Origin of the sequence: Actinoplanes philippinensis (genome assembly GCF_900113015.1) — a bacterium.
Lineage (GTDB): Bacteria > Actinomycetota > Actinomycetes > Mycobacteriales > Micromonosporaceae > Actinoplanes > Actinoplanes philippinensis.
In genome coordinates, this window is the sequence record NZ_FONV01000006.1 from 124,695 (window position 1) to 146,370 (window position 21,676).

The 21,676-nt window shown below is 70.4% G+C and carries 24 protein-coding genes; 13 read left to right on the forward strand and 11 right to left on the reverse strand.

Annotation, left to right across the window (positions count from 1 at the left end; translation table 11 throughout):
- Positions 1–83 precede the first annotated feature (83 nt).
- Both BM290_RS16805 and BM290_RS16810 read left to right on the forward strand, forming a co-directional pair.
- Positions 84–2,093, forward strand: a complete 2,010-nt coding sequence (locus BM290_RS16805) for a hypothetical protein (RefSeq protein ID WP_093615006.1) — start codon at positions 84–86, stop codon at positions 2,091–2,093.
- A 32-nt stretch (positions 2,094–2,125) separates the two neighbouring features.
- Complete coding sequence (locus BM290_RS16810; protein WP_093615720.1) at positions 2,126–2,521, forward strand: hypothetical protein; 396 nt, start codon at positions 2,126–2,128, stop codon at positions 2,519–2,521.
- A gap of 67 nt (positions 2,522–2,588) precedes the next feature.
- On the opposite strand, the gene BM290_RS16815 is transcribed toward BM290_RS16810, so the two are convergent.
- The gene (locus BM290_RS16815; protein WP_093615008.1) at positions 2,589–3,302 is read right to left on the reverse strand and encodes an RICIN domain-containing protein; all 714 of its coding nucleotides are present in this window, start codon (positions 3,300–3,302) and stop codon (positions 2,589–2,591) included.
- Between the two features lie 2 nt (positions 3,303–3,304).
- Positions 3,305–4,033 (reverse strand): alpha/beta fold hydrolase, encoded by a 729-nt coding sequence (locus tag BM290_RS16820; RefSeq protein ID WP_093615010.1) that lies wholly within the window; start codon positions 4,031–4,033, stop codon positions 3,305–3,307.
- 181 nt (positions 4,034–4,214) lie between these two features.
- Between BM290_RS16820 and BM290_RS16825 the strand changes: the two genes are divergently transcribed.
- Together BM290_RS16825 and BM290_RS16830 are read left to right on the forward strand one after the other, a co-directional pair.
- The gene (locus tag BM290_RS16825) at positions 4,215–4,655 is read left to right on the forward strand and encodes a cupin domain-containing protein (protein ID WP_239143439.1); all 441 of its coding nucleotides are present in this window, start codon (positions 4,215–4,217) and stop codon (positions 4,653–4,655) included.
- 147 nt (positions 4,656–4,802) lie between these two features.
- Complete coding sequence (locus tag BM290_RS16830; RefSeq protein WP_093615014.1) at positions 4,803–5,228, forward strand: peptidase inhibitor family I36 protein; 426 nt, start codon at positions 4,803–4,805, stop codon at positions 5,226–5,228.
- Positions 5,229–5,395: 167 nt separating this feature from the next.
- On the opposite strand, the gene BM290_RS16835 is transcribed toward BM290_RS16830, so the two are convergent.
- Complete coding sequence (locus tag BM290_RS16835; RefSeq protein ID WP_093615016.1) at positions 5,396–5,773, reverse strand: DUF2795 domain-containing protein; 378 nt, start codon at positions 5,771–5,773, stop codon at positions 5,396–5,398.
- 59 nt (positions 5,774–5,832) lie between these two features.
- A complete protein-coding gene (locus BM290_RS16840; RefSeq protein ID WP_093615018.1) occupies positions 5,833–6,396 on the reverse strand; it encodes a TetR/AcrR family transcriptional regulator in 564 nt (187 codons plus the stop codon).
- 122 nt (positions 6,397–6,518) lie between these two features.
- Between BM290_RS16840 and BM290_RS16845 the strand changes: the two genes are divergently transcribed.
- Together BM290_RS16845 and BM290_RS16850 are read left to right on the forward strand one after the other, a co-directional pair.
- Complete coding sequence (locus BM290_RS16845; protein WP_093615020.1) at positions 6,519–7,409, forward strand: SDR family oxidoreductase; 891 nt, start codon at positions 6,519–6,521, stop codon at positions 7,407–7,409.
- A gap of 51 nt (positions 7,410–7,460) precedes the next feature.
- A complete protein-coding gene (locus BM290_RS16850) occupies positions 7,461–8,831 on the forward strand; it encodes a diguanylate cyclase domain-containing protein (RefSeq protein ID WP_093615022.1) in 1,371 nt (456 codons plus the stop codon).
- Positions 8,832–8,852: 21 nt separating this feature from the next.
- On the opposite strand, the gene BM290_RS16855 is transcribed toward BM290_RS16850, so the two are convergent.
- Entirely contained in the window at positions 8,853–9,239 is a 387-nt protein-coding gene (locus BM290_RS16855; RefSeq protein ID WP_143133780.1) for a hypothetical protein, read from the reverse strand.
- Between the two features lie 37 nt (positions 9,240–9,276).
- Here BM290_RS16855 and BM290_RS16860 point away from each other — a divergent pair, with 37 nt between their 5' ends.
- The gene (locus tag BM290_RS16860; RefSeq protein WP_093615026.1) at positions 9,277–9,558 is read left to right on the forward strand and encodes a hypothetical protein; all 282 of its coding nucleotides are present in this window, start codon (positions 9,277–9,279) and stop codon (positions 9,556–9,558) included.
- A gap of 178 nt (positions 9,559–9,736) precedes the next feature.
- Positions 9,737–10,495, forward strand: a complete 759-nt coding sequence (locus BM290_RS16865) for a class I SAM-dependent methyltransferase (RefSeq protein ID WP_177319753.1) — start codon at positions 9,737–9,739, stop codon at positions 10,493–10,495.
- On the opposite strand, the gene BM290_RS16870 is transcribed toward BM290_RS16865, so the two are convergent.
- Positions 10,479–11,027 (reverse strand): DUF4262 domain-containing protein, encoded by a 549-nt coding sequence (locus BM290_RS16870; RefSeq protein ID WP_177319754.1) that lies wholly within the window; start codon positions 11,025–11,027, stop codon positions 10,479–10,481. The genes BM290_RS16865 and BM290_RS16870 overlap by 17 nt on opposite strands.
- Before the next feature lie 173 nt (positions 11,028–11,200).
- On the opposite strand from BM290_RS16870, the gene BM290_RS16875 reads away from it, so the two are divergent.
- Complete coding sequence (locus BM290_RS16875; protein WP_093615030.1) at positions 11,201–11,638, forward strand: chemotaxis protein CheW; 438 nt, start codon at positions 11,201–11,203, stop codon at positions 11,636–11,638.
- Positions 11,639–11,668: 30 nt separating this feature from the next.
- Here BM290_RS16875 and BM290_RS16880 read toward each other — a convergent pair whose 3' ends face one another.
- Positions 11,669–12,442, reverse strand: a complete 774-nt coding sequence (locus BM290_RS16880; RefSeq protein WP_093615032.1) for an SDR family NAD(P)-dependent oxidoreductase — start codon at positions 12,440–12,442, stop codon at positions 11,669–11,671.
- A 243-nt stretch (positions 12,443–12,685) separates the two neighbouring features.
- On the opposite strand from BM290_RS16880, the gene BM290_RS16885 reads away from it, so the two are divergent.
- Together BM290_RS16885 and BM290_RS16890 are read left to right on the forward strand one after the other, a co-directional pair.
- The gene (locus tag BM290_RS16885) at positions 12,686–13,054 is read left to right on the forward strand and encodes a hypothetical protein (RefSeq protein ID WP_093615034.1); all 369 of its coding nucleotides are present in this window, start codon (positions 12,686–12,688) and stop codon (positions 13,052–13,054) included.
- Between the two features lie 24 nt (positions 13,055–13,078).
- A complete protein-coding gene (locus BM290_RS16890) occupies positions 13,079–13,543 on the forward strand; it encodes a cupin domain-containing protein (RefSeq protein ID WP_093615036.1) in 465 nt (154 codons plus the stop codon).
- On the opposite strand, the gene BM290_RS16895 is transcribed toward BM290_RS16890, so the two are convergent.
- Positions 13,540–14,325, reverse strand: coding sequence for a hypothetical protein (locus BM290_RS16895; RefSeq protein ID WP_143133781.1), 786 nt, complete (start codon positions 14,323–14,325; stop codon positions 13,540–13,542). The genes BM290_RS16890 and BM290_RS16895 overlap by 4 nt on opposite strands.
- 127 nt (positions 14,326–14,452) lie before the next feature.
- Positions 14,453–15,553 (reverse strand): GNAT family N-acetyltransferase, encoded by a 1,101-nt coding sequence (locus BM290_RS16900; protein ID WP_177319755.1) that lies wholly within the window; start codon positions 15,551–15,553, stop codon positions 14,453–14,455.
- Between the two features lie 19 nt (positions 15,554–15,572).
- On the opposite strand from BM290_RS16900, the gene BM290_RS47305 reads away from it, so the two are divergent.
- Both BM290_RS47305 and BM290_RS16905 read left to right on the forward strand, forming a co-directional pair.
- The gene (locus tag BM290_RS47305) at positions 15,573–16,175 is read left to right on the forward strand and encodes a hypothetical protein (RefSeq protein WP_177319756.1); all 603 of its coding nucleotides are present in this window, start codon (positions 15,573–15,575) and stop codon (positions 16,173–16,175) included.
- Entirely contained in the window at positions 16,160–16,789 is a 630-nt protein-coding gene (locus BM290_RS16905; protein ID WP_239143440.1) for a GNAT family N-acetyltransferase, read from the forward strand. The genes BM290_RS47305 and BM290_RS16905 overlap by 16 nt, the downstream gene beginning before the upstream one ends.
- Here the strand turns inward: BM290_RS16905 and BM290_RS16910 are convergent.
- Together BM290_RS16910 and BM290_RS16915 are read right to left on the reverse strand one after the other, a co-directional pair.
- On the reverse strand, positions 16,780–17,970 hold the full coding sequence (locus BM290_RS16910) for a GNAT family N-acetyltransferase (RefSeq protein ID WP_177319757.1): 1,191 nt from the start codon (positions 17,968–17,970) through the stop codon (positions 16,780–16,782). The two genes, BM290_RS16905 and BM290_RS16910, sit on opposite strands and share 10 nt — an antisense overlap.
- Positions 17,971–18,093: 123 nt before the next feature.
- Complete coding sequence (locus BM290_RS16915; RefSeq protein WP_093615046.1) at positions 18,094–21,630, reverse strand: M4 family metallopeptidase; 3,537 nt, start codon at positions 21,628–21,630, stop codon at positions 18,094–18,096.
- Positions 21,631–21,676 lie beyond the last annotated feature (46 nt).

A 21,676-nucleotide genomic window follows, 5' to 3' on the forward strand; every position in this document is an offset into this window, starting at 1 on the left:
GGCGAACGGGCGTACAACCGGAAATGCGTTTCTCTGATCGTGCCCGCTCCATAGAATCTCCGGGGACCAAGGGGGATGGCACAGTGGCCGATTTTCAGCAGTTCGTGGCAGACGTGGGGACGCGTCTGTCCGCAATGTCAAAGGGTGAGTTGTTCGTTGTCGGCGACGGGCTCGATCGGGACTCGCTCTGGCTCACCTTTCTCGAATCCTTCCCCGCCGGCACCAATCTGCGGTTTCGGGAGCGGTCCGAGTACGACTGCTCGACCTGTCGCGGATTCGTCAAGAACTTCGGCAATGTCGTCGAGATCCAGGACGGACACGTCCGTACCCTCTGGTCGGGGGTTTCCGCCTTTGATCCTGTCTTTTCCGTGGTCGCCGCGGCAATGGACGAATTCGTCGGCACGCTGCCGTTGTCCGGCATTTTCCGGTCCACCGAGGCGCAGTACGGCACGAAGACGACCCGCACGCTGCGTGACGGCCAGGTCGAGGTGTGGCACCACCTGCACGGCCGGGTGGCGGACCGGCACCGGACCACCGACGTCGGCCCGGCACGGGGCGCCTTCGACGCCGCGGTGCAGGTGTTCCAGCGTGGCCTGGCCGAGCTGACCCCGCACGCCCTGGACACCGTGGTCGACCTCATCGACGACAACGCCCTCTACCGCGGGGAGGAGCACCGGCGGGCGGTGACCGAGTTCCGGTCGCTGCGCAACCAGTGGGCGCAGGCGGCCGACGGGCGGGTCTTCGTGTTCGCCAACGCGATGAACCCGGCGGCGCGGTTCCGCAACACGGTGATCGGCACCCTCGTGCAGGACCTGTCCGAGGGCGTCGACCTGGAGCAGGCGGTCCGGTCGTTCGAGACGAAGGTGGCGCCGCAGAACTATCAGCGTCCCACGGCGCTGATCACGCCGGCGATGGTGAAGGCCGCCATGAAGACCATCGGCGAGCTGGGTCTCGAGGAGTCGCTGCAGCGACGGTTCGCGCGGCTGTCCGACGTGTCGGTCAACAACGTGCTGTGGGTCGACAACGACACCCGGTCGCGGATGAAGGACGGCATCGAAGGGCTGCTCATGCAGGCGGCCACCACGCGGCCGTCCGGTGCGGGCGGGCGGGACGCGAAGCCGGAGGAGGTCCCCGTCGTCGCCTTCATGAAGGACATCCTTCCCGGCGCCGCGAGCATCGACCTGTGGGTCGGCAACAGTCACGAGCCGCACTTCGTCAGCCTCACCACCGGCCGGAACCCGGCCGCGCCGCCGTTGTTCACCTGGGACAACGACTTCGCCTGGTCGTACGGCGGCAACGTCACCGACTCGATCAGGGAGAAGGTCAAGCGGGCCGGCGGCAACGTCACCGGCAAGCTGCGGGTGAGCCTGTCCTGGTTCAACCACGACGATCTCGACCTGCACGTGTACGAACCCGACGGCACCCACATCTGGTATCAGGACAAGCGCCACAAGCTGGACGTCGACATGAACGCGAGCAGCCCGCTCTCGGACGAGCCGGTGGAGAACGTCACCTGGGCCGGCAAGATCGCCGACGGTGAGTACCGGATCGAGGTGAACCAGTTCCGCAAGCGGGACAGCAGCCGGGGCGGCTTCGTGATCGAGACGGAGAGCGCGGGGAAGGTCGAGCACTACAGCTACGAGCGGGCGGTCGCCCAGAAGGAGACGGTCGAGGTGGGCCGGATGACGGTCGCCGGCGAGGTGATCACCGCATTCCGGCCGGGGAAGGACATGCGGTCGGGCAGCGCCGGAAAGGACCTGTGGGGCATCACCACCGAACAGTTCGTGCCGGTGTCCACGATCATGTATTCGCCGAACTACTTCGACGACAACGAGGTCGGCAACCGCCACTACTTCTTCATGCTGAAGGACTGCGTGAACGACCAGCCGACCCGCGGCATCTACAACGAGTTCCTCCGCCGCGACCTGCAGCCGCACCGCAAGGTGTTCGAGGTCCTCGGGGACCGTACGAAGTGTGAACCGACCTCCGACCAGTTGTCCGGGCTCGGTTTCAGCTCGACGGTCCGCAACTCGGTGGTCGCCAAGGTGACCATGAACGGCGGCCGGCGCCGCCTCATCAGCATCCAGTTCTGATTTTCCTGTCCCTCATGTACGAGAGAGGCATCGTGACCATTTTCGAGAAGGCCACGCGGGAGAAGTTCCGCTACCCGTCGGCCAAGGGCCTGCTCACCACCGAACAGCTGTGGGAGCTTCCGCTGACCGCCAAGTCCGGCTTCAGCCTCGACGACGTGGCCAAGGCGGTCAACGCCGAGCTCAAGGCTGTCGACACCGAGTCGTTCGTGGCCACCGAGGCGAACCCGGCCAAGGCGACGCTGGAGACCAAGCTGGAGGTCGTCAAGCACGTCATCGCCGTACGCATCGCCGAGGAGCAGGCGGCGAAGGCGGCGGCGGCCAAGAAGCTGGAGAAGGAGAAGCTGATCGCAGTCCTGGGCCGCAAGCAGGACGCGGTCCTGGAGAACCTGACCGAGGCGGAGCTGCTGGCCCGGATCAACAACCTGTGACCCGCCGGGCCGACCACCTACAGCGCCCGGCCGGGATCACCGGCCGGGCGCCACGTCTGGAGGTTCGTCAGCCCACCGGAGGTGGCAGTGTCGCCTTTCCCTTGTCGGGGATGACGAACGGGGTGTCGATGTCGGGGGTGCCCTCCCCGATGCTCACCGCGGCCACCCCGGTTCCGGTCCCGGCGATGTCACCGTTCGGATCCTGGATGATGTACGTGCCGGAGCCGGTCCGGATCGTGTAGGTGGGTTTGCCGTTCGACTCGCCCGTACGCCGGAACCGGAACAGCTGATCCCCGGCCGCCGCGTCGCAGCCGGTCGTCACGACGGCGCCCGGCTTGCCACCGGCCCCGAGTTTCGCCGACACGCACAGCGCCTCACCACCGGCCCGCAGTTTCGCGGTCCGGATCCGGTACCGGTCGCCGCCGGCCGGGGTGAGCACGAACAGCGCGTTGTCGTCGAACGCCTCGGACAGCCCGATCCTGCCGCCGCCCACCACGCCGAGGGTGGCCTCGCTGTTCTCGGGCAGCAGGTAGACCTGCCGGGTGCCGCTGAACACGTCCCCGCCGCCGGAGCCGGAGCCGGTGTCCGGCTGGGACGTCGCGGCCGGCGGGCTCGAGGCCGGACCGGCAGCGGTGGTGGTCGCCGCGGCCGGCGGGGACGCGGCGCTCGGGGACGTGCCCGGCGTCCCGGCCGGTGACGGCTGTGCCTCGCCGCCGCCGGAGCAGGCCGTGTTCAGCAGCAGCCCGGCGACGACCAGCCCGGCGGCGGGCAGACGCGGCATCCTCACTCGCCGACGTGCGTGGCGGCGGCCAGGATCGCCTCGACGGTGACCGACGGCTGCGACACCAGCGACACGTGTGAGGCGGCCACGTCAAGGATCTTGGAGCCGGCCCGCTCCGCCATCGACCGCTGGGTGGCCGCCGGGATCACCAGGTCGTCGGTGCCGACGACGGCCCAGCTCGGCAGGGTCCGCCAGGCCGCGGTGACGGTCGCGCCCGCGTTGGCGCCGAGGGTGATCGGCCGCTGACCGGCGACGATGAGCCAGCCGTCGTCCTCGGACAGGTCCTGGGCGAAGTAGCGGTGCACGGTGCCGGGCTTGAGGAAGGCCTCCGCGTCACCCTCCGGGGCGCCCGGGTAGCCGGCGATGTCGAGCACCGTCGTCGGGTCCGGCACGTCCAGCGCCGACCCGGAGCCGCCGAGGATCTGGAAGATGCTCTCCCCCTCGGCCGGGATGAACGCGTTCACGTACACCAGTGCCCGCACGTCACCACCGTTGCCGGCGGCGTTGCTGATCACCACACCGCCGTACGAGTGGCCGACGAGCACCACCGGCCCGCTGGTGCGCTGCGCGACGAACGACGACAGGTACGCGGCGTCCGACTCCACCCCACGCAGCGGGTTCGGCGGCGCCAGCACGGTGAAGCCCTGGCCGCGCAGCTGCGTCGCGACGGCGTTCCAGCTGGACGCGTCGGCCCAGGCGCCGTGGACGAGGACGATCGTGGGCTTGGTCATTGTCGAAACTCCGATCACCGATGGGAAACGTTCGGTGCTCACCCTGACAGGCCCCACTGGATAGTTTGTGAACGCGCTCCGGAGTCGAGCGTACGGTCAACAAATCGTCCACTGATAGACAAGTGGGCGTCTCTACCGTGATCGTGGACGACACCGGAGAAGACCGAAAAGGGAGAAATCCGTGACACGGAGACTGATGCTCGCCGGTGGGCTGGCGGCCACCGCCACCGCGGCGGCGCTCACCGTCGGGGCGCCGGCGCAGGCGACCCCGCCCGGCCCGGGCGTGAGCGGCACCATCATCTCGCAGAAGACAGTCGGCGACACCGACTACATCCTGCGTGAGATCACCATCCCGGCCGGTCAGGCGACCGGCTGGCACTGGCACAAGGGCGAGCTGTACGGCTGGGTCAAGCAGGGCACACTCAGCCACTTCGCCTCGACGTGCGAGTCCGACGGCGTGTACCGGCGCGGCAGCTTCATCCAGGAGCCCAGCGGCGACGGCAACGTGCACATCGGCGTCAACCGCGGCACGGTGCCGGTGATCCTCGAGGTCCTGTACGTCCTGCCGACAGGTTCACCGCTGTCGGTCGACGCCCCCAACCCGGGCTGCGACTTCCAGTAGGACGTGCCGACGCGGCGCCCGGCAACGACGCCGGGCGCCGTGATCACCCGCCGGATCGTTGCGTCAAGTGACGATGAACAGTTTCTCAAGTGCGTCCTCCTAGGCTTTTCGCGGCACACCACAGTGCTTCAAGGAGGATCAGTGAAAATGTTCAACAGGCGTATCGCGGCTGCCGGGGCGGGAATCGCCATGGCCGTGCCGGGCTCGATTCTGGCGATTTCCTCGCCCGCTTCCGCCGACTACGCCTGCCCGGCCCGGCAGGTGTGCTTCTACCAGGACCTCAACCTGGCGGGCAGCCCGGCGACGCTGGCCGGCCTGGCCCAGGGCGGCGCCGGCGTCAAGGTGTTCTCGCAGCACAAGTTCCACAACGGAGTGAACCTCAACGACCAGGCGTCGTCGGTGCACAACAACACCGACCAGTATCTGATCGTCTTCGAGAACACCAATTACGGCGGCCGTCACCAGGTCATCGAGCCATGGGCCAAGGTCAATTTCGGTGGCCAGGTCCGCAACGACAAGGCCTCCTCGGCCTACCTCGACTCCTGCGACCCGGGCGAGCCCTGGTGCGTCTGAGTGTGAAATAGGCGCGGGGGTCGCGTCGCCGCGGCCCCCGCAGTTCCACGGGCTTCTTCCGGATCCACCGGCCGCCGACGCTGACTCTGTAGGGCCGGAACGACTACATTCGTCACGCCGTGCCGATCGCCGCGGACGCCGTACCGCGGGAAGGTCTTTGAATCTGATCAGTCCGGACGCCGGTCGGCTGAACCGCGGCCCAGCGCCGCCCAGATCTCGGTGACGGTGTGGAACTGCACGCCGTCGGGCAGGCGGTCCAGGTCGCCGAGGACGTCGTCCGGCGCGCCCAGTGTCTCGGCGCCGCGCCGCAGGGCCTCGCGGTCGCCCGGCATGCTGGACAGTCCGATGTAACGGCCGAAGCGGCTGAGGTCGGCGCCGGCGTCCGCGTTCGGCACCCGGCTGACCTCCGGCTCGTCCTCCCCGGCCGGTTCGGGAACCCGCCACTCCTCGGCCCGGCCGCCGGCGATGCCCTGCTCGTGACCGCGCACCTCGTGCTTCAACTCCTCGTCGAGACGCCGGCCGTGTTTGCTGCTCACTCGCTCCATGCCGGCCGCATACCCTCGCGCGGGCGGACCAATCGGCCCGTCCGGGACACTCCGGTGGCTCAGACGGCGCAGTCGCGGAGGAAGTCGTGGGCCAGGGCCCGGGTGTCGAGCTGCGCCGGGTCGCGGCCGGTCATGATCCAGAAGAAGGTGGGGCCGATCAAGCGGGCCGTGGCGTGGTCCAGGCCGGTCACGCCGGGGGTGATCCGGGTCAGGACGGTTCTCGCGCTGGCACCCAGCACGTCGCGCGAGGTGATCAGCTGGTGGACCGCGGTGTCGTGCTGCGCGGCGGCCAGCAACGCCCGGTAGGCGGCGCCCGCCGGTGAGCGGGTCAGGAAGGCGACGAGGGCGTCCAGGTAGTTGGTGATCTCAGCCGTCGGGGTGTCCGCCGGTGCGATCGTGAGCTCCTCCTCGGCGTCGGTCACGCACGCCTCGAACAGGATCTCCGCCTTCGTGGACCACCAGCGGTAGACGGTCTGCCGGCCGACGCCGGCGCGTTCGGCGATGCCCTTCATGGTCAGGGCCGCGTAGCCGACCTCGAGCAGCAGATCGTCCACGGCGTGCAGGACGGCGTCGCGTGCCTGTTCGCTGCGGGGGCGGCCGCCGCGACCCTTCGGTTCGATCATGCGGACATCGTACGAGACAGCGTGCCTCGTTTCTTCGGCACAAATAACGAGGCACCATGCCTCGTTATCGTCTACAGTTTCGGTACACCGTGAACCGGAACTCTCCGAGGAGGAGAAACCGCATGAATGTCTTCGTCACCGGAGCCACCGGCTGGATCGGCTCGGCCACCACCGACGAGCTGCTCGCCGCCGGTCACCGCGTCGTCGGCCTGGCCCGCTCCGACGAGTCCGCCGCGAAACTGGCGGCCAAGGGCGCCACCGCCCTGCGCGGTGATCTCGACGACCTCGACGCGCTGCGACGCGGCGCCACCGAGGCCGACGCCGTGGTGCACCTGGCCAACAAGCACGACTGGAGTGACCCGGAGGAGAGCGACCGTGCCGAGCGGGCCGCCGTCCACGCGATGGCCGAGGCGCTCACCGGCACCGGCCGCCCGTTCGTCGTCGCCAACGGGCTGTCCGGCGTGGTCGAGGGCCGGGCGGCGCTGGAGACCGACCGCGGGCCGGCGGACTCCCGTGGTGACAGCGAGAACCTCGCCCTGAGCTACGCCGGGCGCGGCGTCCGTACCGTCATCGTGCGTTTCGCCCCGTCGGTGCACGGCGCCGGTGACTGGGGTTTCGTCACGTTCCTGGTCGAGGCCGCCCGCCGCAGCGGTGTCTCCGCCTATCTCGGCGACGGGTCCACCGCCTGGTCGGCCGTCCACCGTTCCGACGCGGCGCGCCTCATCCGGCTCGGCATCGAGCGGGCCCCGGCCGGCGTACGCCTGCATGCCGTCGCCGAGGAGTCGATCAGCACCCGGGCCATCGCCGAGGCGCTCGGCAAGGCGCTGCAACTGCCGGTGACCTCGGTCGACCCCGCCCGCGCCGAGGAGCACTTCGGGGTCGTGGGCTTCTTCTTCGGCCTGGGCATGGCGGCGTCGAGTGCCCGGACGCGCGCGTTGCTGGGCTGGCATCCGACCGGCCCGGCCCTGGAGGAGGAGATCCTGGCCGGCGTCTACGGGCAACCGCTCCGGTAAGGCAACCCGCGCCTGCCTCAACGGCGGCCCCGTGGCACCGAAGAAGGCCGTATGCCCCAGCTGCTCCGCCGGTTCCGCCTGATCGAGGCACTCTTCGGTGTCGCCTCGCTGACGGCGCTGCACGCGTTCGGCCTCGCCGTGCCGGGCAACATCTGGCACTTCAACGCGTTCCTGATCATCGGTACGGTCGTGGTGACGGCTCTGGCGACGGCCCGGCCCGGGCTGGCGACCACGGCACTGCAACTGGCGCTGACCGCGGCGGTGCTGTATCTGACCGGCTGGGGCCCGGTGATGACGTTCGACTTCGTGATCGTCGGCTGGCTGGTCTGCGACGACTTCGCCCGGCGCTGGCGTGCGGTGGTGGCCCTGGTGATCGTGGCGATCGCGGCCGGGCAGGCGGCCGTGTGGGCCGGGCTCGCGCCGTCGTATCTGGACAACCGGTCGGCGCAGCTTGCCGGGCTGGTCGGCGGTGCCGCGGTGCTGACCGCGATGGTGCTGATCGGGCGGGAGTCGCAGGCGCGCGCCGCCGCCGAACAGGACCGGACCAGCAGCGAGGAGCGGTTCCGCGCGGTGCTGCAGGACTCGCACGACGTCACGGTCATCACCGACGCGAAGGGCACGCCGGTCTTCGTGAGCTCGGCCGTCGAACGGGTCATGGGCACCACCGTCGAGGAGCACCTGGCCCGGCAGGCGGAGCTGATCCACCCCGACGACGCCGAGGTCACCGAGACGATGTTCAAGAAGCTGCTCGGCGGCGACGGGGAGCACGTGGTCGAGGCGCGGCTGCGGCACGCCGACGGCACCTGGCGCTGGCACGAGATCTCCGCCCGCAACCTGCTGGACAACCCGGCCGTCCGCGGTCTGGTCTTCAACCACCGCGACATCACCGCCCGCAAGACCTACCAGGAGAAGCTCGCCTACGAGGCGACCCACGACGCGCTCACCGGACTGGCCAACCCGGCCGCGCTGCGTACCGGGCTGACCTCGTGGTGTTCCGGCGAGAGCCGCTCGGCGCTGGGCGCGGTGCTCTACTTCGACCTGGACGGTTTCAAACAGGTCAACGACGAGCTGGGCCACGCGGCCGGCGACGAGCTGCTGGTGTTCACCGCCCGCACGTTGCGCGCCAGCGTGCTGGGCCGGGACCTGGTGGCCCGGCTCGGCGGTGACGAGTTCGCGGTGCTGCTCACCGAGATCGGCGACCCGCACGACGCGATCACCGTGGCCGAGCGGATCATCGCCCGCCTCGCCGAGCCGGAGCCGCTGGCCGGGCACATGCTGCGGATCCGGGCGAGCGTGGGCATCGCGGTCGCCCGGCCCGGCGAGCACGGCGCGGCCGAGCTGCTGCGCCGCGCCGACACCGCCATGTACGAGGCCAAGCGGGCCGGCTCGCACGGCTGGCGCCTGCACTCCGCGGTCAGCTGATCTGCCGCCGGGTCTGCTGGATCACGTCGTCACCTCGCCCTCCGACATACGAAGCGTGACGGTCCGGCCGCCGAAGCCGAGGTCGAGACCGACCACCTCGCCGACCTCGTCACGCACCGGCTCCAGGGCGGCGAGTCTCTCGGCGATCACCGCCGCGAACGGCGCCTCGCCGGACGCGTCCCGTAACACCCACCGGGACCCGTGCCAGTCGTAGTCGTAGGCGGTCAGCCACGCCGAATCCCCCGGCGCGGTCTCGACCACCTCGAGCGACCAGTCACTTCGCCCGCTGACAAAGAGGCCACGGCCCCCGTCGAACACGAGATGCACCGGCCCGACGGCGCGCTCGGCCAACGCGCCGCTCTCGCACCAGCCCAGCCGTTCCACCTTCACCAGCCCGCGCCCGATCAACGCGCTCCCCCACTCCCGGTTGGCTAGCCTCTGACGCGTGGAGGATAACGACCTGGCCGGCGTACGCACCGTGGTCAGCGCCCTGGGGGAGGCGTTCGGCCGCTGCGCCGACTCCATGAGCCGCCCCACCACGACCGACCTCGACCGCTGCCGTGCGCTCTGCGAGAAGCTGCGCGCGATGCCGATCGCCGATGACCGTGTCGTTTCCCTGGTGGGACAACTGGAGACCTGCCTCCACGGCCAGGACCCGGCCTGGAGCACCGTGAGCGCGATCGCCCTGCTGCTCGGCGACCTCGACGCCACCCTCCGGCCCACCTGACGACCGGCTGCCCTTGAGCCGAAACCCGCCGACGACAGCCTGCGTAATGATCAGCGGCGCAAGATCCTGCCGGCGGCATCTGCGTGGGGCGAGACCGTCTGTGCTGTCCGCGTCCATGTCGGCACCGTACATCTATATCGGTGGACATCATTGTCTTGTCGGGTCGATGATCCGGCTCATGACGGATGCCTGGATCGAAGTGTTCGATCGTGTCGCGGAGTCCTACGACACCGTCGTCCCGTTCTTCAGCTCCTTCGGCCGGCTCATGATCGCCGCATTGCCGCCACCGGCGGAGGGCGCACGGCTGCTCGACGTGGGAGCGGGAGCCGGGGCGGTGGCTCTGGCCGCCCGGCAGCACGGGTACGAGGTGTCGGCCGTCGACGGATCCACCGCGATGGTGGCCCGTCTCGCCGCCACGCTCCCGGCCGTCCAGGTGGCCGACGCGGCGGCCCTGCCGTTCGACGACGCCACGTTCGACGTGGTCACCGCCGGGTTCGTGGTCCATCTACTGACCGACTCGCACGCCGCGCTGCGTGAGATCAAGCGGGTCCTCACCCCGGGAGGTCTCCTGGCGTTCACCGTGCCGGGGCCGCTGTCCGAGGGCTCGGAGCCCGGCGATCGCAGCCAAGAGCTCTTCAACGAGTTCTTTCGCCACCTGCCCGCCGAGAACACCGTCGTCCCGCCGTTCGATGCGGACGCCGCCCTCGCCGGCGTGGGCTTCCGCGACGTGACCCGGAGACATCTGGAGGTGGAACTCGAACTGGAGGATCCCGAGGCGTTGTGGCGGTGGTACGCCACGCACGGCGCCCGGCGGTTCTTCGACGCGCTCGACGAACAGCGCCGCAAGGAGTTCCACGACCGTCTGGTCGCCGGCCTCGCCGACCGGCCCGGGGTGGTGCTGCGCCGGGCGGCGTGGCTGTTCACGGCTCGCGCGTGATCAGCTCCCCGGGCACATCCTGGGTCCAGACGCCCGGCGCGTGCTCGGCGGGCGGGAGCCAGAGGTGTGGCTGGGTCAGGCTGCCGGTCTCCCACGGAAAGGCCCCGTCCCGATCCGGCCAGACGACCTCCAGGAAGGGAATGGGCGGCTGCCGGTAGAACCAGATCGCCTGACCGAAGAAGGCCTTGAACCACCCCGGCTCGACGGTCCGCAGTTGCAGCGGGTAGCCCTTGACGACATCATCCTGGGACTGCCCGTCGGCGAGGCCCTCCCGTTGGCCGAGAGTGTTCAGGCACGACTGCATGACACGCAGATCGAGGCCGAACATGGCCAGCTCCGGCTCGCCCCGGCTGTGCCAACGGCCGATGGTGTACGACCAGCCGGGCCCCTGCTCGTCCGCGGCGACGCCGGTGACGCTCCACCCGAACTCGTTGACGTTGCCGATCACGCCCTGGTCGGCAGCGTCGTAGTCGTCGCGATCGCCGTGGTCGTGACAGATGACGCAGCGGCAGATCCGCGAAGCCTCGTACACACCGCAGAGCCTAAGCGATCACCCCTGCCGGCTGCGGCGACGCCCTCCGCCGAGTGATGTCGGACTCGGTCGGCGCATCTTCGGCGGATTGACCCGCCGGACTCCTTGTCTGGGGTGCCCGACCTACCGACATTCCTGGTGAACCGACGCGCACGTCACCCCGGGAGCAGCACATGTCGAGTCGCCAGTTCGTCACCTTCGAGGTCGCCGGCCAGTTCTTCGGCGTGGACGTGGACGCCGTCCAGGAGGTGTTGTCGTACAGCGAGTACACCCCGGTGCCGATGGCGCCGAACGCGGTCGGTGGCCTGTTCAACCTGCGCGGGCAGGTGATCGCCGCGGTCGACCTGCGCGTCCAGTTCGGGCTGCCCCGCCGCGACATGTCCGGTCTGGTGATGAACGTGATCGTCCGGTACGCCGGTGAGCCGGTGAGCCTCCTGGTGGACCGGATCGGCCAGGTCGCGTACCTCGATGCGCAGATGTTCGAGGAGCCGCCGGCGACCCTGACCGGCCCGTCCCGTGCGCTGGTCACCGGCGCGTACAAGACCGAAGGCCGGCTCCTGCTGGTGCTGGACGTCGCCGAGTGCGTGAACACCTCCCGCGTGCCGGCCTGACCACCCGTTCGGCGGGCCGTCGCTCAGCGACTAGGCCGGAAGCTTGACACCCGTGAGATCCGCACAGAGGGCCAGCAGCTGCTCCTGCAGGCTCTCGTCGTACGCCTGCGGGTTGGCCCGCAGCGACGCGCGTCGCTTGAAGTAGTGGCCGGTCACCACGGCCGCCGGCTCATCCGAGGTGGCGAGCCACACCTGGGTGTCGGCGCCCTCCGGCAGGTCGTCGGTGGCGTCCGGCCCGCCCAGCCGGGTGCGGATCCAGCCCGGGTCGACCGCGTTGCTCAGGGTTCCGGGCCGAAGCCGCGCCACCGCGAAAGCGAGCATCACGTCGTACAGCTTGGAGTCGCTGTAGGCCTGCATCCCGTCCCACGGCCGGCCCCGCCACTGCGGATCGTCGAGGCGTGCCCGGCCGTCCGCCTCCAGCCCCGAGGTCAGATAGATCAGCCGGCCCGGCGACGGCATCAGAGCGGTCAACAGGTACGGCGCGAGCGTGTTGACCTGGAAAATGCGCTCCAGCCCGTCCTCGGTGACCGCCGGGGCGGCTTGCCCACCACCGACGCCGGCGTTGTGGATCACCACGTCGAACGGCCCGGCCCCGACCGCCTGGGCGGCCAGCTCCCGCGTCTGCGCCAGGGACGCCAGGTCACCGACGATCACACCGCGCGCCTGCGGCACGGCCCGCCGGGCGTCCTCGGCACGGCGCTCACTGCGAGCGTGCAACGTCACCTGATGCCCGTCCGCCGCCAGGACCTCCGCCGTGTGCCGCCCGATGCCGTCGCTGGAGCCGGTAACCAGAATCGTCGCCATGCCACCATCCTGCCGGACGGCGATCCGGCTGCCGGATCAGACCACCTCCTCCCGGACCGATCGGGCAGGAGCAGCAGTCACTACTGTGCGGTGGTGCGCATATCACTCCTCGGAATCACCGCCGTCACCGTCGCCCTCGCTGCCGGCTGCTCAAACGGCACTGCCCCAGCCGGCGCCCCACCGGCGCCGGCAACCTCCGCGGCTGTCGCTGCCACAGCGCCGTCACCGACCCCGGCGGAGGCGGTGGATGCGGCTGCCACCATCGACAGGCTGAAGGCGGCGGATCTCGGCCTCACCAGGTTCGCCGTGCAGGACGAGGACACCGACCCGAACAAACTGTTCGGCCGGCCCAACGGCTACACCAGCCGCGCATCCGCGGACCTGCCCGGAGGCGACACCGGCGCCGAGCCGTACACCATCGCCCGCGGCCTCGTCGTCGAGGGATTCCCGGACGCCGACAGCCTGCAGCGCCGCTCGAAATACATTCTCGGCCTGCTCAAGGACAGCCCGGCGCTGGGCACCGAATGGCACTACACGACCGGAACCACCCTGGTCCGGGTCTCCGGCAACGTGAAGCCGTCCCTGGCGAAGAAGATCGAGGCCGCACTGTAGAAACCACTTTGGCAGACTCGCGGCATGACTGATGAACCGTCGGTGCCGGCCGTGGTGGTGCGGGCCGCGGATGGTGAGCCGATTTCGGCGGCCGGGGTCCGGCACCTTTTCAAGCTCACCGGTGAGCACACCGGCGGCCGTTTCGGCCTGGAGGAGTTCACCGTGCCGCCGGCCACGCTGGGGGCGCGGCCGCATGTCCACCGCGCCCACGACGAGTATTTCTACGTCCTGTCGGGTGAACTCACGGTGGCGACCGAGAACGGTGAGATCGTCCTCGGCCCCTCCGATCTGGTGGCGGCATGCCGTGGCTCGGTGCACGGCTTCCGCAACGCCAGTGACGACACGCCGGTCCGGGCGCTCTGCATGTACACCCCGCCGGGCTACGAACAATACTTCCGTGACGTTCACGCCGCGGTCGCCGCCGGCACCGAACTCACCGTCGATCTGCTTTCGGAGCTGCGCGGCCGATATGAGACCGACAGTCTCTAGAAACGGGGACGGAGCCGGGCCACGGAAACCGTTCTCGTCACGGTGAAGCCGCTGGCGCCGATCAGCAGATAGACCGCCGCGACCAGCCAGAAGGCGGCGAACAGGAAGCCCTGCTCGACCACTGCCGCGACCATGACCGCCGCGCCGGCGAATGCGGTCAGGGCGTAGCCCACCCGCATGCCCCACACGCACAGTGCCGCCAGAGCGATTGGCGCCACAACCCAGAGCACCACCGCGATCCAGACGATCCCGGAATCGTCGCTGAAAATCGCAGACCCGGCCGGCAGAGCCGGCAGCACAAGGAATGCCGCGGCGACGAGACGCCAGACGAGGGCGGCACTACGGCCAATGCCACGATCAAGCACGAGGGGTACGATCGTGGCCGCCCAGAGCAGCATCGCAACCGGAAAGTAGTACAGACCGAGGTTGCCCGCGCTGACGGCGAAAACGGTCAGCACCGCCGCGCTACCGGCGCCAGCCCAGCCCTGTGCCCGGGCCGGGAATGTCATCGGAATCGCTGCGACGAGCGCCGGCAGCAGGCTCAGCAACGCGAAGAACGGCCCGAACCGCTGCACAACGCTCTGACCCTCGGGATCGATCGGGCTCACGTCCGTGGGCACATAGCCGACCGGCATCCAGAAACTCACGTACACGGCGATCGCCACGCCGACCGCAACGGTGATGATCCGCAGCGTCCGGCCCGCCGGCAGGCCAGGACGCAGCGTTGTGTCAGGCGTACTCGCCTGGGCATCCGCCGCCCCGGAAAGGTCCCCGTTGATCATGATTGCGCTCGGCCTCCGCATGGTCGTGAGCCGGTCAGCGTAGTGATCATGTATCACCGTCGGTGATCAGCCGGGGCGACAGTTCGCTTCACTGAACGGGTGACCGAAGTATCGCCGTCTCTCCTGATCAGAGTGGCTGTGCGGCGCGGACGCGGGCGGCGAGGTCCGTCGCCGGTGTCTCGACGACGATGGCCGTCCGTACCGGCTCGAAACCGACGCGCTGGTTCATCCGGCGTGCCGGGGCCTGTTCGGCGTCGGTCGAGGTCACCAATCGCCGGGTCGCGGGCCTTTCCGCGCTGATCAACCGCAGCATCGCCGCTTTGACGACGGCGCCCAGCCCCAGCCCCCGGTGTCCGGCCAGCACCGCGGTGTCGTGCTGATAGCCGAGCGGCGCGTCCGGGCTGTAGAACTGCAATGCGGTCAGGCCGGCCACCCGGTTGCTCTGCTCATGGACGGCCACGACGACATGCTGCTCGACGTTGCGGTCGCGGAGGACGGCCTCCTCACGTCGGACGCGGTCCACGGTCCATTGTGGGATCTGGAGGGTCAGGTCACCTATCGGCGTGTCGTTGATGGCGTTACGTGCCGCCGCGAACGATTCGACGAGGTGTTCCGGTGCGCTGTCACGCCAATGCGCCAGCCGATATCCGGCCGGAGCCGGAAGCTCCCAGAGACCGCGGTCGACCGTTTCCAGGTCCAACGCCTGCACCACCACACGCTTGGTCACCCGGAAACCGAGATGCCGCGCCCAATGGGCCGCGGGAGTGTCCTCGATCGTTGTCCAGCTCGCCACGGTGACCCGGCCGGGCGTCGTGATCGTGGGCATCATCCGCTGCAGCAGACCCGTACCGATTCCTCGCCGCCGGTGCTCCGGATGGACCTGTACGTCGATCAGCGACAGGTCGGTGTTCTCGTCGGCGGGAAGGCTGACGATTCCCTTTCCCACCAGATGTTCGCCCCGATGGGCGGTCCAGACGTTCGGTCTTCCGCGGCCGCTCATTCCGGTGGACAGGGAGACCACAACGCTGTCGTACGTGGGCGCGGGTTCCGAGGGACGGTCGGCCGCCGCACACGCACGCGCCAAGTTCACATGGGCCGCGATCTCGCTGCTGGTCGCACCGGCCGGGTCGAACAGCTGGAAACGGAAAGACACAGCTGACTCCTGCCCCGTGGGATTCGCGGCGATCATCATAAGGGGAGGCGCATCGGGGTCGCGGTAGTTGATCACGGGGCGGCATACTCTCCCGGTGCGCCGCTCGACGAATCTTGCCGTCTCCGCCGGTGTCGCGGTCGCCTGCGGGCTGGCTGCCGTCGCCGCCACCTCCACCATGGGTTCCGGCGAGCCCGTGGCCGGCGCGGCAGTGGTCGCCGCCACCACCACCAGCGCGCCCGCCCGTACCAGTCCCCCGGTCCGGCCGGCCCTCTGCGACGCCGAGCGGCCGGCCTCGCTGGACCCGTTCCCGTTCAACCGGGACGCCGCCGCCCGCGACCGGCTGCTCTCCTTCATCGACTTTCTCGGCAACGGCGAGACCTTCACCGGCGGCGCCGGATTCTTCGGCCCGGTGGACGCCGCCGAGCTGGCCACGCTGTTCGACGGGAAGTGGCTGGACCCGGACGACCGGCAGAACGCGGCCCCGCCGGCCTGGGAGATCTTCCAGTTCGTCTGCGACCACCCGGGCACCTACGCGCAGGGTTACGCGGTCACCCCGGACCGGGAGGACTATCGGGTGTCGCTGGAAACCGTCTGGGCGCCGGAGATCGACGACAAGCTGCGGGCCGATGCCCTCGCATTCTGCGTCGAGGCGGACGCGGTCGAGACGTCCGATCACCTGGAATGCTTCTGGGACTGACCGCGCCGGGCGGTTCGACGCCGGACCGGCAGCGGGCGAGAATAGCCGGAATGTTGCCGCGTATCGATGCGATCCGGACCGCCCGGCTGGTGCTGCGGCCCTTCGACGCCGACGACGTCGAGGACGTCTGGGATTACCAGCGCGAGGCGGTGGTCGCGCGTTACATGCCGTGGCGGGAGCGCGATCGCGACGAGGTGGCCGCGGCGGTACGGCAGATGGTCACCGAGGACGCCCTGTCCGGCGAGGGTGACTGCTTGAGCCTCGCGGTGACCGACCCGGGCAGCGGCACCGTCATCGGCCAGGTGGAACTCGTATGGCTCAGCGAAACCGGCGGCCTGGGCGAGATCGGATTCGTGTTCAGTCCTCGGTTCCAGGGACAGGGAATGGCAACCGAGGCGGTACGCGAACTGTTGCGCCTCGCGTTCGAGCGGCTCGGCCTGCACCGTGTCGTCGGTCGCTGCGTCGCCGGAAACAGCGCGTCAGCGGCACTGCTCCGGCGGGTGGGCATGCGTCAGGAGGCCCATTTCGTCGAAGGTTGCCTCCTGAAAGGCCGCCGGGAGGACGAACTCGTCTTCGCCGTCCTCCGCAGCGAATGGCGCCGGCCTCAGAAGTAGTCGTGCAGCGTCGGCACGGGACCGGCGGTGGCGGTGCGCAGCAAGTCGTCGGTGCCGGTGTCCCCGCCGCTCAGGAAACCGCTGCGACGTAGCTGCTGCGGGGTGGCGGCGCCCGCATACCAGGAGGCCAGACCGCGTGGTGTCAGCCGTACGGTGCCCGCGCCGCCCGGCTCCAGCCGGCCGTACCCCTGGGAAAGCTTCAACCGGTAGCGGCCCTGATGCCAGGGGCAGACGTCGTCGGTGAGTTCCAGATCCACCTCGCCGGTGAGGTGCCGCGGCCAGCCGCGGGCGGCGACCGCGGCGGGAGCGTCGACGACGCGCAGCATCCACGGGTGCGTGGATTCGGGTGTGGCGTCGCCCCGGGCCAGCAGCGACCAGACCGGGTCGGCCGTGCCCAGCCGGATCAGCACGGTCGGCGCAACGCTGGCCCAGCCGCCGAGCATGGCCAGCAACGTACGCGTCGCCTCGGGCGTCAGCCCGATCAGATCGTCCACGGTGAGTTTGCCGCTCGCGTCGTAGCCGGGACCGCGATCCCACGTGGCGTACCCGACGACGGCGCCGGCCTCGTCGACGGCGACGGTGAAGCCGTCGTGCCCGGCCAGCAACTCCGCGGGCGGCGTGACGAAAGCGGGCCCGGAACGGTCCATCATGGCGGTGCTCGTCCGCGCCACCTCGCGGTACACGTCGCCGACGGCGGGGATGTCGGCCTCGGTCGCCGGCCGCAGCGTGATCCCGGCGCCGGGGCGGATCTCGGCCAGCACCCGGGTCCGCACCGTGTAGTGGACCAGCGCGCCGACCTCCTCCCAGCCGAGTGCCCGGTACGGTCCCGGCGTGGTGTCGAACAGGGTGCTGATCACGGCGCCGCGCTCCCGGGCGCCCCGCAGCAGCTCGGTCAGCACGAGCCGGCCCAGGCCACGCCCGCGCAGCTCGGCCGCGGTCGCCACGCCGGCGATGCCGCTGGTCGGCACGATCCGGCCGCCGAACCACTGGCCCTGCTCGCGGTCCACCGCCTTGGCGACCATCCGCCCGGCCGGGTCGAAGACACCGAGCGTCCGGCGGCCGGCCCCATCGGAGGCCCAGCCCTCCGGCATGGGCCGCTCGTGATAGCCGAACGTGAGGCTCCCGAGATCCCATGCGAGCTGCTGATCCCCCGGCCCCAGCGGCCGCACCTGATACGTCACGCCGACCATCCTGCCAGTTGACGCCACTCCCCCACGGTCACGAGCGGCCGGTCGACCCGGACGCCGTCGCACCGGGGTGGTGTGCCCGGTCTCGCCGGCACACCACCCGGAGCTGAGCTGCAGTTATCTGCGGTACCAGGTGCGGGTGCCGGTGTAGGTGACGTTGCCGAGCCTGTCGTACGCGCGGACCCGTACCTTCATGGTCCTCAGCCGTGCGGTGTTGACGCGCAGCACATAGCCGGCGCTGGTGTCCGTCGCGACGACCTTGCCGTTCACGAGCAGCTCGACCCGCGCGACGCCGGAGGCGTCGGACGCCTTCACCGACACCTTCACGGTGCCCTTGACCTTCGCCTTGTTGCCCGGCGCGGCGGTGATCGAGAGCGAGGGCGCCTTGTTGTCGGCGACCACGGTCCGGGTGTGGCTGCGGGTGTTGCCGAGTTTGTCGGTCAGCTTCCAGACGAGCGTGACGTTGCCGCTGCTCTTACCGGTCGCGACCTTCTTGGTGTATCCGGCGCCCAGATACTTCCCGTTCGCCCACAGCTCCGCCTTGGCCACGCCGGAAGCGTCCGCCACGGCGGTGACCGAGGTGGTGAAGGTGCCGCGGACGCGGGTGTTCTGCTTCGGGTTCACGGTCGCGGCCGGGCCGTCGTTGTCGACCACCACGGTCTGGGTGAACCGGCTGCGGTAGCCGTCGCTGTCGGCGGCTTCGACCACGAGCCGGCCGCCGCTCGGTTCGACTGTCGCCGACCAATCGTTGCCCGCCCGCTTCATCGCCACGCCGTTGACCTCGGCGGAGGCGACATCGAACCCACCACGGAAGACGACCTTGACCGAGCCCCTGACACGCGCGCCGGGCGCCGGGGACACGATGCTGCCCGCCGGACCGGCCGTGCCGACCCGGACGGTCGTGGTCGTGCTGGTGGCCGGCCACCAGCCGATCAGGCCTGCCGGGTACGACACGCGGTAGGCCGTCGTCACGGTGGGGTTCACCGTGAGGCTCCACGCCCCCGCCGCATCCGCGGTGAGCGCGGAGACCCGCGTCCAGGTGCCCACCGCGGGGGCCTGCTGCTCCAGGAAGAGCCGGCCGAGGGTGGGCGGACCCGTGACCGTTCCGGTCAGGGTGACCGGGCCGCCGGGGTCGACGGTCGCCGACGACGGCGACAGCGTCAGCTGGGCCGGTTTCATCGTCCCGACCTTCTCGGCGCTGTCGATCGCGGTGCGGCGGGCACGAACCCCGATCTCGTACGCCCGCGCCGGGTCGAGACCGGTCAGGGTGACCGATCGGGTCGTCGCCGGCACCACCCGCTCCGAGCCGGGCGTGACTCTGACGACGTAGCCGGTGACCTGAGGGCTTCCGGTGGCCGGCTCGCTCCAGTTCACGATCGCGGTGCCGGCGGCGTCGCCGGAGCGCACGGACGCGGACGCGGGCGCCGGCGGCGGTCCAACCGTATACGGCAGGTCGAACGTCGCCGTCTCACCGTCGGGATCGGTCGCGGTGAACCGGATCGTCCCGGTGCCCGCCGTGGTGGGGGTGCCCGCCACGGTCACCTTGGTCATCCACGTGAGGTCGGGGTCGGCGACGGCGGTGGCGGTCAGGCCGTCGGGCAGCCCGCTGGTCTCCACGGTCACCAACGTCGTCTGGCCGAGGACGCGGAAGTCCGGGTAGTCCTCGAAGCGCACCCGCAACGAGGCCGGGACACCGACGTTGAAGGTCGGCGGCGTGGGCATCAGCCCTGGCACGGTCGGCGGCCCGGTGACGTACCACATCGTGTTCGTCGCGTTGGCCCAGTTGCCGTCCGGATCGGTGGCGTGGATCCGTACCGTCCATCCGCCCTTGTCCGTCGGCACGCCGCTGATCAGGCCGTCCGGCGCGATCGTCAGGCCGGGCGGCAGATCCTCCGCCGCCCAGAGAAGGGGCTGCCCCTGCGGGTCGCGGCCGGTCAGCTGATGCCGCACCGGTGTGCCGAGGTGCGCCGGGGTGAACGTCACGGGGTCGACAACGGGCGCGGCGTCCGACGGCGGCACGGTGCCCGACCCGTCCACGCCCACCGCGAGCCACGCGGCCTGCACCGCGGATCGCTCGGCGCTGGTCGAGCCGTACAGGTCGGTCGCCGCCTGCAGCGTGGCCTGCCGCGCCCCGATGAAGTCGGTGCTCGAAACCATGTAGGTGGTCAGGGCGCGGTACCAGATGGCGCCGGCCGCGTCGTTGCCGATGCCGGTCACCGGGGCCGCGCCACCGCACGGGGTGCTGGTGCCCCACCGCGTCGTGCCGCTGCCCACGGCCAGGGTGTAGAAGAACTTGTTGGCCACACCGGACGAGCGGTGCACGTCGAGGTTCCGGACCGCCGGGGTCCAGCACGATGCCGACTTGCGGTCGCGGGTGGGCTCGTCCATCCAGCGCAGCGGCTGCGGGCCGGTCCTCTCACTGATCAGGTAGTCGGGCTCGTCGCTCGGGTTGCCCGCCGCGAACTCGACCAGGGTGGCGAAGATGTCGCTGGTGGCCTCGTTGAGCGCCCCGGACTCGCCCTCGTAGACGAGGTCGGCGGTGCGGAAGGTGAGCCCGTGCGTCATCTCGTGCGCGACGTCGTCGATCGACGTGAACGCTTGCCGGGCGGCGTCACCGTCGCCGAACGACATGCAGAGGCAGGCGTCGCTCCAGGACGCGTTCGCCCAGTCGACGTCGCGATGAACGTACGCGGTGACGCCCTTGCCGTCGCCGTTGATGCCCGCCCGACCGAAGGTGTCCTTGAAGTAGTCCCAGGTCCGGGCCACTCCGTAGTGCACGTCGACGGCCGCGGTGACCCGATCGGCCGTCGTGCCGTCGCCCCACACGTCGTCGGCGTCGACGAACGCCCGGGAGCTGGCCTCGGTCGGCCGGTCGGGGATGTTCAGCGCGTCGCGGGTGGCGTTGCCGCCCCGGTCCGCGTCGATCAGGGTGAAGGAGCCGTCCGCGGTACGGGTGGTGGACAGCTTCACCTCGCCGTTGTAATGCCCGTGCCCGCTCGCGGTGTCAGCAGCCTTGATCAGGTCGTACGAGCGCCGCGCGCGGCCCGTGGTGGCGTCCACGATCACGACGAGGTGGCCCGCGATCGTCACCTTCCACGCCAGCGCCGGCTTGCCCTGGTGGGCGTCGACGACCAGTCGCGCCTCCGCCGGCCCGGTCAGCTGCTTCCCGGCCGTCGCGATCGCGTCGCGCTCGGCCACCGCGGGTGTGCGGGACACGTCGACGGCGGCGTCCTGGGCCACCGTGGCGCCGGCGAATCTGCCCGTGCCGGTGGTGTGCACCACGAAGTCGCCGCCGAGCACCTCGAGCCCGTTCCAGGTGCGGCCGAAGCGCACGTGCCGAGCGCCGCCGCTGTCGACGACGATGCCCTTGGGCTGGTACTTCTCGCCGGCGACGGCGTGCACGGCCCTGCTGTTGTCCCGGACCGCGTCACGTGCCGCCGCGACCAGGGCGGGCTTCTCGGCCGGCCGGACGGACCGGCCGACCTGGACGGGACGCCGGACATGCAGGTCGTCCTGATCCGCGTCGGGCTCGCGTGCCGCCGGCGACGTGGGCGCCTCGGACCCGGGCCCGGCCACGACCGTCCCGGAGGCTCCGGGCGGCGAGGACGCCGCGGCATGGGCGCCCGCTCCGATCAGAGCTGACGCGGCAACCATCGCGATGAACTTCCGGGCATGGCTTCGCCTGACCCTCACTGTCCCT

What these genes read in the sequence shown, in the direction of transcription:
- BM290_RS16850 (WP_093615022.1), top strand. Translation starts at nt 7,461, where the DNA reads ATGCCCCAGCTGCTCCGCCGGTTCCGCCTGATCGAGGCACTCTTCGGT.
- BM290_RS16845 (WP_093615020.1), top strand. Translation starts at nt 6,519, where the DNA reads ATGAATGTCTTCGTCACCGGAGCCACCGGCTGGATCGGCTCGGCCACC.
- BM290_RS16880 (WP_093615032.1), bottom strand. Translation starts at nt 12,442, where the DNA reads ATGGCGACGATTCTGGTTACCGGCTCCAGCGACGGCATCGGGCGGCAC.
- BM290_RS16905 (WP_239143440.1), top strand. Translation starts at nt 16,160, where the DNA reads ATGCTTCTGGGACTGACCGCGCCGGGCGGTTCGACGCCGGACCGGCAG.
- BM290_RS16820 (WP_093615010.1), bottom strand. Translation starts at nt 4,033, where the DNA reads ATGACCAAGCCCACGATCGTCCTCGTCCACGGCGCCTGGGCCGACGCG.
- BM290_RS16895 (WP_143133781.1), bottom strand. Translation starts at nt 14,325, where the DNA reads ATGATCAACGGGGACCTTTCCGGGGCGGCGGATGCCCAGGCGAGTACG.
- BM290_RS16875 (WP_093615030.1), top strand. Translation starts at nt 11,201, where the DNA reads ATGTCGAGTCGCCAGTTCGTCACCTTCGAGGTCGCCGGCCAGTTCTTC.
- BM290_RS16890 (WP_093615036.1), top strand. Translation starts at nt 13,079, where the DNA reads ATGACTGATGAACCGTCGGTGCCGGCCGTGGTGGTGCGGGCCGCGGAT.
- BM290_RS16830 (WP_093615014.1), top strand. Translation starts at nt 4,803, where the DNA reads ATGTTCAACAGGCGTATCGCGGCTGCCGGGGCGGGAATCGCCATGGCC.
- BM290_RS16865 (WP_177319753.1), top strand. Translation starts at nt 9,737, where the DNA reads ATGACGGATGCCTGGATCGAAGTGTTCGATCGTGTCGCGGAGTCCTAC.
- BM290_RS16815 (WP_093615008.1), bottom strand. Translation starts at nt 3,302, where the DNA reads ATGCCGCGTCTGCCCGCCGCCGGGCTGGTCGTCGCCGGGCTGCTGCTG.
- BM290_RS16835 (WP_093615016.1), bottom strand. Translation starts at nt 5,773, where the DNA reads ATGGAGCGAGTGAGCAGCAAACACGGCCGGCGTCTCGACGAGGAGTTG.
- BM290_RS16915 (WP_093615046.1), bottom strand. Translation starts at nt 21,630, where the DNA reads ATGGTTGCCGCGTCAGCTCTGATCGGAGCGGGCGCCCATGCCGCGGCG.
- BM290_RS16840 (WP_093615018.1), bottom strand. Translation starts at nt 6,396, where the DNA reads ATGATCGAACCGAAGGGTCGCGGCGGCCGCCCCCGCAGCGAACAGGCA.